Raw genomic sequence first — 8,282 nt, 5'->3', positions numbered from 1 at the left:
ATTGTTCCGTACTTCGTACTCCCACAATTCTATCTTTATAATTATTCCTCTTCGGTTGTCTCTTCCGGAAGGTTGATGGCAAGTCCAAGTTCTTCTAACTGTTTCTCATCTACAGTGCCCGGTGCCTCTGTCATCAGACAGGAAGCATCTTTTACCTTCGGAAATGCAATGACATCACGGATGGAATCTGCATGTACCATATGCATTACCATACGGTCTAAACCGTAAGCCAGCCCTGCGTGTGGCGGTACACCATACTTGAATGCAGAAAGCAGGAAACCGAACTGATCCCATGCACGCTCTTTTGTAAATCCAAGTACCTCAAACATTTTCTCCTGAATATCATCCTGATGGATACGGACAGAACCACCGCCAAGCTCAGTACCATTTAACACGATATCGTATGCTTTTGCACGGACAGCGCCCGGTTCAGAATCAATCTTATCCCAATCCTCTTCCATTGGCATAGTAAACGGATGATGCATTGCCATATAGCGATTCTCTTCGTCAGACCACTCAAGTAACGGGAACTCTGTTACCCAAAGGAAATTATATTGATTCGGATCAAGCAGGTTCAGCTCTTTTGCCATATGAAGTCTCAATGCACCAAGAACTGCCCATACGACTTTATTTTTATCTGCAGCAAATAACAGCAGATCACCCGGTTTTCCTTCCATAGCTTCTACTAATGCTGCCAGTTCTTCCTCTGTCATGAATTTTGCAAAAGAAGATTTGTATGTGCCATCTTCATTTACGCACAGGTAAGCCAGACCCTTTGCTCCATATGTTTTTGCCAGATCAACCAGTTTGTCGATCTGTTTACGTCCCATGGACGCTTTGCCCGGAACAGCGATACCTCGTACGCTGCCGCCGTTCTCCAATGCACCGGTAAATACACCGAATCCACAGTCTTTTACAACCTCAGATACATCGTGTAATTCCATGCCGAAACGGGTATCCGGTTTGTCGGAACCGTAACGGTTCATCGCATCCTGCCATGTCATACGCGGAAGCGGGATCTGCACATCCACACCGATTGCCTCTTTGAATACATATTTTAACAGACGCTCATTTACGTCTAATACATCATCTACATCTACGAAAGATAACTCCATATCCGCCTGTGTAAACTCCGGTTGACGGTCAGCACGTAAGTCCTCATCACGGAAACATTTGGTAATCTGGAAATAACGGTCATATCCGGAGCACATCAGCAGCTGTTTGAACAGCTGTGGAGACTGCGGAAGTGCATAAAAGCTTCCCGGATGTACACGGCTCGGTACCAGGTAATCTCTTGCTCCCTCTGGAGTAGATTTTGTCAGAACCGGTGTCTCAATCTCGATAAATCCTTCTTTTGCCATAAAATCACGCATCAGATAAGCCACTTTGCTTCTGAGCATCAGGTTACGCTGTAAATCCGGACGACGCAGATCCAGGTAACGGTATTTCAGACGGATCTCATCTTTTGTCTGGGAATTCTCCTCGATATGGAACGGCGGTGTATCGGACTCAGAAAGGATACGAAGACTCTCTGCGATCACTTCAATATCACCGGTTTTTAAGTTTTCATTTACTGCTGCAGAACGTTTCTGGATCTTACCAACAACTGCGATAACATACTCACTTCTGAGTGTCTCTGCTTTTGCAAATCCGTCGCTTCCTACACTGTTTTCATCAAATACGATCTGAAGCAGACCGGAACGGTCTCTCAAATCAATAAAGATCAGGCTGCCCAGATTTCTTCTTCTCTGTACCCATCCCATAACGGTAACGGTACTTCCGATATCTGCGCTGGATACCTCTGTACATCTATGGGATCTTTTCAATCCACGCATGGACTCTGCCATAATTTATTCCTCCTGTAATCACTCATGCACGATGCATTTCTGTTTTTCAAAAATCTGCATCTTACATCAGTTTCATTTCTTATTTAAAAAATTCTACAAAATCCTCATAACCTTCTTTTGAAAGCTGCTCTTTCTGGAATTTTTTATTTTTATTCATGCGGACAACCAGTACCTGCTCGCCGTTTGCACGGGCCTGCTGTGCCTGTCCGATCACTTCGCTGAGTTTGTCTCCCGGATATCCTTTTTCAATCAGATATGCCGTCTTCTTCGGCTGCTCCGGAATCTGAAATCCGTTTTCCATCAGAAGCAGAATAATACGCTCAAATCCGATGGAAAATCCGCAGGCCGGAACATCTTTTCCGGTGAAGTTTCCAACCATCTTGTCGTAACGTCCGCCGCCGCCGCAGCTTCCGCCAAACTCCGGAATCGCAATTTCAAAAATAGTTCCTGTATAGTAAGACATGCCTCGTACCAGAGTCGGGTCAAATACCAGTTCAAAGGATGCTGTTTTTGTCGCATTTACTGCAGATGCGATTTCTTTCATGTTCTGAACGATCTCTGCATCCAGATAGTCACCTAAAGTATCTGCCAGATAGCTGATGCCATCCTCTGCCTGCTCCACACCGGTGAACAGAGACAGATATTTGTCGATTGCTTCCTGTGCGTAGCCTTCTTTTGCAAGTTCCTCTGCAACGCCTTCCAGACCAATCTTGTCCATCTTGTCCAGAATGATAAATACGGTATCGAACTCTTCCTCTGCAAATCCGCTGTAAGCCGCCATTGCTTTTAAGATACGACGCTCGTTGATACGGATTTCAAAATTTTTGAATCCAAGTTTGCCAAGTGTGGTAGTCGTAGCAAGAATCAGCTCGATCTCTGCCAGGTTGGACGGCTCGCCAAGAATATCAATATCGCACTGCATAAACTGACGATAACGACCTCTCTGCGGACGGTCTGCACGCCATACATTTCCCATCTGAAGTGCCTTAAACGGGGACGGCAGATCATTTGCATGGTTCGCATAGTAACGGCAAAGCGGTACGGTCAGATCATATCTCATACCGAAATCAACCAGATCTGCCTCACTCTGTGCTGTCTCTAATTTCAGTTTCTCACCACGTTTCAATACTTTGAAAATCAGTTTCTCATTTTCTCCGCCCTGCTTATTGCTCAGGTTTGCAATGTCTTCCATACACGGAGTCTCAATCGGAGTAAATCCGAATGCACGATACGTCTCCTTGATTACGCTCTGCACATAATCACGGATCTGCATCTCATCCGGCATAATATCTTTCATACCGTTTACCGGTTTTTTCTTTAAAGCCACTGTATATCCTCCATTCCATACAGATTGCTCTGTATTTTATATTACCTTATAAAACAGATTCCGATATCTGCTTTCGTATCCATTGCCAGACACAGACGTCTTTTCCAGTTTCTGTGTTCACATACATAGTTTATTATACGTTTGTGTGTTTGATATAGCAAGTGTTTTATCAGAGCTGACCACAGTTTTTCAGCAATTCCCGCTTCCGCTCTACCATCTCATCCACACGATCCAGGTAATTTATAATATCTTTTACATTTCCCACACGCTCGATACGCTTGCCATCTTCAAAAACAACTTTTGTGGTGGCACCTGCGCCAAGTGCCATAATGGTCTGTTTCTCTTCCATGATCAGAATGTTGTACACACCGGCTTTTCCCGGTTTTGCGTAGCCGACATTTTCAAAATTACCTGCCATGTTTTTCTGACGATACAGATAATATGGCTCCAGTCCCATCTCGTGGCAGCACCCAGCGGTCAGATCAATAGTCTGCGCAGTATTTTCAATGTGCAGGTTCTCATACTGCTCTTTCTGCATCCGCAGTCTGGCCGCACGTTTGATGGCCAGAGAATGAACTGTGATATTATCCGGATCCAGTTCTTCCAGCTGTCGCATCGTCTCACGCACATCCTCGATGGTTTCCTCCGGAAGTCCCACGATCAGATCCATATTGATATTGTCAAAACCAACCTCCCGTGCAAGTTTGAAACTGTCGATGGTCTGCTGCACCGTATGCTGGCGGCCGATGAGACGTAATGTTTCTTCTTTCATCGTCTGAGGATTGATAGAAATTCTGGAAATATTGTGTCTGTGGATGACTTCCAGTTTTTCTCTTGTGATACTGTCCGGTCTGCCGGCTTCTACCGTAAATTCCAGAAGCTGCGTCTGTTTCCGCGCTTTTTCCATTTTATTGTCGGCATCTGTTAAAGCATTTTCAGTTCCAGCTCCATCCATAGGATTCTGCGCTTCATCTATCACATCTATTTCATTCACATGTTCATCTGCATAGATCATTCTGCCCTGCTCATCCGCAATGTCAAAATAGCTTCCGATCATAGTCAGCAGGCGGTCCATCTGCTCTGCGGAAAGTGTTGTCGGTGTACCTCCGCCGATATAAACAGAATTCAATACTTTATGCTTGCATACCTCTGCCGTGAAGGCAATTTCTTTTTCCAGTGCATCCAGATATTCATCCATGCGGTTCGCCCATTTTGCCAGCGGATAGGAGGTAAAAGAGCAATACAGACAGGTGCTCGGACAAAACGGAATGCCCACATACAGACTGTATCCGTTCTCATAATCAATACGGCTCAGCAGTTCCAGCTCCCGCTTTGCAACTGACAGACTCAGATCGATCTTTTCATCAGAAGCAAGATATGTTTCCTTCATATAAGAACGAATCTCATCTTCGCTTTTTCCCTCCTCCAGAAGTTCCATCGGAATCTTCGTCGGGCGGATACCGGTCAGAGTTCCCCACGGAAGTGTCTTTCCTGCATACACAGTCAGCAGGTAATACAATTGCTGCTTTAACTCGTTTTTCGTCTTTTTCCGATCTTCAAAATCAACCTGAACACTACCGTCCAGTGCTATTTTTTCTTTCATTGCACGATTCTCATGATCCTGTGCAACGGTTTCTTCTTTTGCTACATCATCCTCTTCCTGAGTTTCTTTCTGATTATGTTCAAAAAACTTAAAATCAATCATGTGGTTTTTCCGGTCATAATTCACCACAAGATGAAATACACTTTCCGGAAACTCCTCCCGCGGCATGGCTTTTACAAGCACATCATGCTGTGGATAAAATGCTTTTACCAGAGAATGAATATCATATTCAAAATTTGGTTCATTTAATTGTACTGTGATCATCTTTATACCCTTTCGTGATAAAAGGAATTTTCATAATTATGAAAATTCCTTTTAAAATCATTATGCTAAGTACATATTATACTGTTTCTCGTATCCAATCGTAGTACGTGCCTCATGTCCCGGAAGGACAGCCGTATCATTTGGAAGTAAAAACAGTTTTTCTTTCACGGAACGCACCAGTTCCGACATGCTGCCACCTTTGAAATCCGTTCTGCCGACGGAGCCGCAAAACAGCGTATCTCCGCTTGCCAGCACTTTGTTTCCATCAAAATAATAGCAACATCCACCCTCGGTATGCCCCGGTGTAGAAATCACTTTGATCTTAAATCCTGCCAGATCAAGTACATCACCGTCTTTTGCATACACATCAGCATCATATGTCTCCGGGTTGCCAAACATTGCAGATACATTTTTCTGAATGTCGTGCATGGTAGCTTCTTCTTTCTCGCTTGCATACACCGGAACGCCAAAGGCATCTGCCACCATCCGTGCATGATGTGCGTGATCATAATGTCCATGTGTCAGCAATACTGCCTGCAGTTTCAACCCGCGCTCTTTGATGCGGCGGATCAGGTCTGCACCGTCTCCACCCGGATCAATGATCACCATCTCTTTTGTATCTGCGTTTACGATAAAGTAACAGTTTGTTCCGATATCGCCAACATTATATTCTTCAATTCTTAAATCTGCCATATACACTCCTATTTCATTGTATTTATCAGCCTGTGGTACGTTCAATCTCAAATACACTTTCAATCTGGCGCAGCTTTTCGCTCAGCATACTCAGCTCATCTTTTCCTTTGGTATAGAAGGAAACCACGATCGTTGCAATTCCTTTCTTACTGGTCCGTGAATTGATCGAATCAATATCAATGCCACGCTCCGTAAACACTTTTGAAATATCTACCAACAAGCCGGTACGATTGTTTCCAAAAATTTTAAGTTCTGCAAGGTAACGGCCATGTCCGCCGTTTTCTTCGTCTGATGCTCCCTGTTGCCACTCTGCCTCAATGAGACGCTGCCTGTCAAAATCCGGCAGCTGCATGATATTAACACAGTCTGTTCTGTGAATGGACACACCACGGCCTCTGGTCACGAATCCGACGATCTCGTCTCCCGGAACCGGACTGCAGCATTTGGAAAAATGTACTGCCACATCCGTCAGACCTTTGACAATAATACCACTCTTCTTGTGGGTTGTCCGCTCGACTTCCGCATGTTTCTCTTTCTGCTCGGAAGCATTTTCCACTACCTGTGCATCGGTCAGTTGTTGTGCATGCTCCTTACGGTACTCTTCCATCATACGGTTTATGATCTGTGATTCCGTCAGACCACCATGTCCCACAGCAGCCAGCACAGATTCCCAGTCACGGAAACCATATTTCCGCTGTACCTTTGCCTGATAATCCGGCTTATTGATATCACCAAAATTAATGCCTTTCGTTTTACAGTAATTCGTTAATAACTCCTTGCCCTTGATGATATTTTCTTCTTTAAACTGATTACGGAACCACTGATTGATCTTATTCTTCGCCTGGGTACTTTTTACCAGATTTAACCAGTCACGGCTCGGGCCCTTGGAATTTGCCGACGTCAAAATCTCGATCCGGTCACCGTTGCGGATATTATAATCTATGGTTACCAGCCGTCCGTTTACCTTGGCTCCGATCATCTTATTGCCCACGGCCGAATGGATCCCATAGGCAAAATCAATCGGTGTGGAGCCTTTCGGAAGACTCTTAACATCACCGCTTGGCGTAAAACAGAATACACTGTCAGAAAACAGATCCAGATCACTCTTTAACAGGCTCATAAACTCCCGGTTATCGGACATGTCACGCTGCCATTCAAGGATCTGGCGCAGCCAGCTTAACTTTTCTTCCTCACCGTTGATGCTGTTTCCGTTATTTGCTTCTTTGTATTTCCAATGAGCAGCAATACCGTATTCAGAAGTACGATGCATCTCTTCTGTACGGATCTGAATCTCAAATGGCTGACCGGTTGGTCCGATCAGCGTCGTATGCAGAGACTGATACATATTTGGCTTCGGCATTGCGATATAATCTTTGAAACGTCCCGGAATCGGTTTGTATTTCTCATGGATCACACCCAGTGCTGCATAACAGTCCTTGACATCATCCACAATAATACGGATTGCAAACAGATCATAGATCTGATCCAGGGTTTTGTTCTGGTTTACCATTTTCTTGTAAATACTGAAAAAATGTTTTGCCCTTCCCATAACCGTAGCCTTGATACCCGCATCCTTCAGACAGGCCTCCACATCATTCATCAGTCTGTGGACATACGCATCTCTGGCAGATTTCCGGACAGCAATTTTTTCTACCAGATCATAATACGCTTCCGGCTCCAGATACTTTAACGACAGATCCTCCAGCTCGATCTTGATCTTGGAAATACCGAGCCGCTGTGCGATCGGTGCATAGATATCCATGGTCTCACGGGCTTTTTCCTTCTGTTTCTCCGGCTTCATATATTTCAGCGTACGCATATTGTGCAGACGGTCTGCCAGCTTGATAATAATGACACGGATATCCTTTGCCATGGCAAGGAACATTTTTCGCAGATTTTCTGCCTGCACTTCAATCTTATCCGCATCATAGGCAATCTGTCCCAGCTTTGTCACACCATCCACCAACAATGCCACTTCCGGGCCAAATTCTTCTTTGATCTCCTCATCAGTCATGACCGTATCTTCCACTACGTCATGAAGCAGTCCCGCCACGATTGTTTCCTTATCCATCTCAAGCTCCGCCAAAATAATGGCCACATATAATGGATGGATAATATACGGTTCTCCGGATTTACGCACCTGCGTCTTATGTGCTTCCGCAGCAATCTGATATGCCTTTTCCACCATGGAAATATCTGCTGACGGATGATATTTCTGTATAATCTCAATCAGATCCCGATGCAATTCCTCCGGACTGACAAAATCCCTGATTGGAACGATCGCTGAGTCCAGAACGGCTGCCGGCTCAATTGACTGAAGCGCAGCTTCATCAATCTGCATTTTCGTCCGCGGTATGTTATTGTTTTCTGAAATTATCTTTTTTTCTTTTGTTTCCATCTCGATCCCACCTATTCCAACATTATAATGAAATTTATTATAAATTGCAACGCTTTCCAAATGCAGATGCTGCTTGTTACCGCCATCAACGCCATACCGACGGTAACTTAATTGTTACTTTTTAGAGTATCACACGATTTTACAAAAAAA

Annotated in this window: 5 protein-coding genes; all 5 read right to left on the bottom strand. The window is 44.5% G+C overall.

The genetic code is table 11. The annotated features are described in order from the left end of the window. Positions 1–41 precede the first annotated feature (41 nt). Positions 42–1,847 carry an aspartate--tRNA ligase gene (gene aspS / locus HMPREF0373_RS05160; RefSeq protein WP_021738571.1) on the bottom strand — a complete coding sequence of 602 codons (1,806 nt, stop codon included), beginning with the start codon at positions 1,845–1,847 and terminating at the stop codon, positions 42–44. A 79-nt stretch (positions 1,848–1,926) separates the two neighbouring features. After that, positions 1,927–3,174, bottom strand: coding sequence for a histidine--tRNA ligase (hisS, locus tag HMPREF0373_RS05155; protein ID WP_021738570.1), 1,248 nt, complete (start codon positions 3,172–3,174; stop codon positions 1,927–1,929). A gap of 169 nt (positions 3,175–3,343) precedes the next feature. Continuing rightward, entirely contained in the window at positions 3,344–5,041 is a 1,698-nt protein-coding gene (gene hemZ / locus HMPREF0373_RS05150) for a coproporphyrinogen dehydrogenase HemZ (protein WP_021738568.1), read from the bottom strand. Positions 5,042–5,101: 60 nt separating this feature from the next. Next, the gene (locus HMPREF0373_RS05145) at positions 5,102–5,734 is read right to left on the bottom strand and encodes an MBL fold metallo-hydrolase (RefSeq protein WP_022036188.1); all 633 of its coding nucleotides are present in this window, start codon (positions 5,732–5,734) and stop codon (positions 5,102–5,104) included. A 25-nt stretch (positions 5,735–5,759) separates the two neighbouring features. After that, entirely contained in the window at positions 5,760–8,075 is a 2,316-nt protein-coding gene (locus tag HMPREF0373_RS05140; protein ID WP_044963074.1) for a RelA/SpoT family protein, read from the bottom strand. Between the last annotated feature and the right edge of the window lie 207 nt (positions 8,076–8,282).

Origin of the sequence: Eubacterium ramulus ATCC 29099, from assembly GCF_000469345.1 — a bacterium.
Lineage (GTDB): Bacteria > Bacillota > Clostridia > Lachnospirales > Lachnospiraceae > Eubacterium_I > Eubacterium_I ramulus.
The sequence above is the reverse complement of the archived record's forward strand: the minus strand, read 5'-3'. Positions and strand labels throughout refer to the sequence as shown.

Excerpts from the sequence above, each read along its gene's own strand:
- aspS (WP_021738571.1), bottom strand. The coding sequence starts at position 1,847 with ATGGCAGAGTCCATGCGTGGATTGAAAAGATCCCATAGATGTACAGAG.
- hemZ (WP_021738568.1), bottom strand. The coding sequence starts at position 5,041 with ATGATCACAGTACAATTAAATGAACCAAATTTTGAATATGATATTCAT.
- HMPREF0373_RS05145 (WP_022036188.1), bottom strand. The coding sequence starts at position 5,734 with ATGGCAGATTTAAGAATTGAAGAATATAATGTTGGCGATATCGGAACA.
- HMPREF0373_RS05140 (WP_044963074.1), bottom strand. The coding sequence starts at position 8,075 with ATGCAGATTGATGAAGCTGCGCTTCAGTCAATTGAGCCGGCAGCCGTT.